Raw genomic sequence first — 2,084 nt, forward strand, 5'->3', positions numbered from 1 at the left:
ATATTATTGCCAACGGTCTCGTATAACCGTCAGTTACGGATTAATATGCGTTAATTTTCGGTTAAGCACAGACGTTAGCAATTCCGAGTGGATTCGGACGTAGTCGAATCCGCCGTAATTGCGGTTATACATTGTTGTAAACTGTGCTTTTACTTTATTCACAATACTTTTCAATTCTTTCTTGTGCATAATCAGCTCCTAATTCTTTAGCTTTTTTCCAATAACACTTTGAAAAACGGCCTTGCAAAGAGCTAAAGTTAATGAACAGTAAATTACGAATTTTACGTTAGCCAACGTACTGAAGTTTTTTGGGTCTATGAGGGATTGCGCACAACGGTACGGCTAAGCGTAGTGCGGAAGTAGGGAAACTTTTCGTTTCCGTCTGCGTACAAAGCTAAAGCTTATTGTTTTGCTTTTTCTTTTCTTGTCCAAAGCTAAATTCATAAGATTTAGCGACTTCCTAAATATACACAGACCTTTCGGTTTTGCCCTAAACTCCGCATTACGTTTAGGCATTGTTATCTTTAGTGTTTTTTACGCAACCTTGAATTCTGCATCATTCATTTGTACGCTAAACTTAATATTTGCTTTTAGAGCATTGAAAACTTTCAAAATAGTTTCGATTGTTACATTCTTTGCACTTCGCTCCAATTTAGAGATTTGTGATTTTTGAACTCCGATTAATTCTCCTAGTTGTTCTTGGGTCAGTTTCCTTTCTTTTCGGACTGACTTTATCATTTCTCCAAGAACTTCCATTCGCAAATCGAACTCGTACTTGTCCCTTTCTTCAGTTCCGATTTTTCCAATATCCTTGTCCTTCATTTGGTCAAGGGTCATCATCTTCATTTTTTTCTTTTTTGTTTCCATAACCTTTGTTTTTATTGCTCGAAATATTCTTTTCGAATCTGTTTTGCTTTCTCGATTTCAGCTTTAGGAACTTTGTCTGTTTTTTTGACTATTCCGTGTGTAGAAATCACAAGCGTTTCGGTTTTACCAGTCCTGTCCCAGAATGCGAAAAGTCGGTATTGAAGTCCTCTATATTTAGTTCTGAATTCCCAAACATCTTCTGTTAGTTTTTTGAACAGTTTGGGGTCAAGTCCAAGTTTGGCCTTGTCCAGATTATAGTAAATCTTGGCTTTTGCTTTCTTGTCGACCTTAGACATAAATTCTATGGCCTGTTTAAGAAAAACGACTTCAAATCTTCTTTCCATTCAGTTTAAATGTCCATTTATAGGGCAAATATAAGTAAAAAAGTTGAATTATATGGAAACTTTTGAAATATGGTTAACATTAAAGATAACGGCTTCGGCTAAGGTTAGTACGGAAGTTAATAAGCGATTAATTTCCGATTAAGCACTTAGCCAAAACTTTTTATTTTGTTTTATCTTTTTCAGTTTTAAAGCCAAATCAAAAGATTTGGCGGACTTTATAAAAATACATTAAACTTTGGATTAAGCACCAAAGCCCGTATTAATTTTAGCCATTGTTAGCTGTAGGTTTTACTACTTTAAACTTTTCAGGGTTTTCTATTGGTATTACAAAATCAATTCCATCAGGATAGTTTAAGTCAGTTCTTACTCGAATTACGTTATTCTCAATAGTTATTTTTTTAGGGTTGTTCATAGAGGACAGATGTAAAACCCATTTATAAGAATCCGTTTTTATTTTTTTCAATGCAACAAATCCATTTCCTCCCCAGCTTGTTTCTCCAGCTGTTGCATAAAAATCATTATTACTGTCTGTAAGAGATGGATATAATTCAGTCCCATTGTTATCCTCTTCTATATTTTCTATTCTTTTAGCTTTTTCAACTTTGTATCCATTAACAAAATCTCCACTAATCTGAAAATAAGTGTCGTTTTCATTCAAAATAGCATCTTCAATGAAACAATATAATTCATCGTCTATTATTTTCAATCCTTTCATTTTTCCGTACTTCTGACTAACGTAAAATTATGTTTTTGAAAATCAGTATTTTATAAATAATCAAATTTTGCATTTTTTATTCAAATTTCTTGCCCCAATTTACTCAATTTTACGTTAGCCTACGTACTGAAGTTTTTTGGGTCTATGAGGGATGGCTT

General features: G+C 33.6%; 3 protein-coding genes. All 3 read right to left on the reverse strand.

Annotation, left to right across the window (positions count from 1 at the left end; genetic code table 11):
• Positions 1-534 precede the first annotated feature (534 nt).
• A complete protein-coding gene (locus tag AC1EUY_RS15940; RefSeq protein ID WP_138851349.1) occupies positions 535-867 on the reverse strand; it encodes a helix-turn-helix domain-containing protein in 333 nt (110 codons plus the stop codon).
• An 11-nt stretch (positions 868-878) separates the two neighbouring features.
• Entirely contained in the window at positions 879-1,211 is a 333-nt protein-coding gene (locus AC1EUY_RS15945; protein WP_480196544.1) for a type II toxin-antitoxin system RelE/ParE family toxin, read from the reverse strand.
• Positions 1,212-1,476: 265 nt separating this feature from the next.
• Positions 1,477-1,917: a hypothetical protein gene (locus tag AC1EUY_RS15950; protein ID WP_480196545.1), complete on the reverse strand. Its 441-nt coding sequence runs from the start codon at positions 1,915-1,917 to the stop codon at positions 1,477-1,479.
• Positions 1,918-2,084: the final 167 nt, after the last annotated feature.

It is taken from the genome of Maritimimonas sp. 2210JD6-3, from assembly GCF_056591795.1.

Excerpts from the sequence above, each read along its gene's own strand:
- AC1EUY_RS15940 (WP_138851349.1), bottom strand. The coding sequence starts at position 867 with ATGGAAACAAAAAAGAAAAAAATGAAGATGATGACCCTTGACCAAATG.
- AC1EUY_RS15945 (WP_480196544.1), bottom strand. The coding sequence starts at position 1,211 with ATGGAAAGAAGATTTGAAGTCGTTTTTCTTAAACAGGCCATAGAATTT.